General features: G+C 59.0%; 1 protein-coding gene. It reads left to right on the top strand.

Features of this window, described 5'->3' with window-relative positions:
• The first annotated feature begins 6 nt into the window (after positions 1 to 6).
• Complete coding sequence (gene speB, locus AC1D0P_RS26025; RefSeq protein WP_477679365.1) at positions 7 to 981, top strand: agmatinase; 975 nt, start codon at positions 7 to 9, stop codon at positions 979 to 981.
• The last annotated feature ends 58 nt before the right edge of the window (positions 982 to 1,039 follow it).

The following is a 1,039-nucleotide window of genomic DNA, read 5'->3' as shown; positions in this document are numbered from 1 at the left end:
ACCAATATGTCTGACAACGCGTACGACCAGGGTCGCCTTGACCTGCCCTTTGTGGGTCACTGCACCTTCGCCAAATCACGCCCCTGCACCGACTGGGATCACATTGATGCGGATGTGGCGGTGCTGGGGGCACCCAATGACATGGGCACCCAGTGGCGGCCCGGTGCGCGCTTTGGACCCCGGGGCATCCGCGAAGCATCCACCCTCTTTTCTTTCGGCCATGGTGGCGCCTACGACCATGAGGATGACACCATGTACCTGACGCAAGACCAGGTGCGCATGGTGGATGTTGGCGATGCCGATATCGTGCATACCGACCAGGTCAAGAGCAACGCCAACATTGAACGTGCAGTACGCAAGATACTTGAAAAAGGCGCCATGCCCGTAGTGCTAGGTGGCGACCACTCTATCCATGCGCCCGTTATGCGGGCCTTTGAAGGGCGTGGACCGATTCACATCCTGCATGTGGATGCCCATCTGGACTTTGTCGACGAACGCCATGGCGTTCGGTATGGCCACGGCAACCCATTGCGCCGGGCTTCCGAAATGGCGCACGTGGTCGGCATGACCCAAATCGGCATCCGCAACGTCTCCTCTTCCAACCGGGACGACTACGACGCCGCCCGTGAAGCCGGCTCCACCATCCTGTCGGTGCGCCAGGTCCGCCAATTGGGAACGGCCGGCGTGCTGGCCCGGATTCCGGAAGGAGTCTCCTACTACCTCACCATTGACATTGATGGCTTTGATCCTTCGATTGCGCCTGGCACCGGAACCCCGAGCCATGGCGGCTTTCTGTACTACGAGATACTGGAAATCATCCGAGCACTTGCGCTGCGCAGTGGCGGGCGCATTGTTGGTATGGACCTGGTGGAAGTTGCCCCGGCTTATGACCCGGCGGGCGTTACCTCCATCCTGGCGGCACAACTATTGCTCAACAGCATCGGCTTCATTTTTCATGCCCGAAACCGGTTGGCTGATTGACGTATTTCGCTTCTGACTCTACATCCACCCATTCTTCACCCTTCATCAACCTCAGGAA

Source organism: Polaromonas sp. P1_G2 (genome assembly GCF_056405515.1).
The sequence above is the reverse complement of the archived record's forward strand: the minus strand, read 5'-3'. Positions and strand labels throughout refer to the sequence as shown.

Bases quoted from the DNA above. Each gene is read 5' to 3' on its own strand.
- speB (WP_477679365.1), top strand. From the start codon at position 7: ATGTCTGACAACGCGTACGACCAGGGTCGCCTTGACCTGCCCTTTGTG.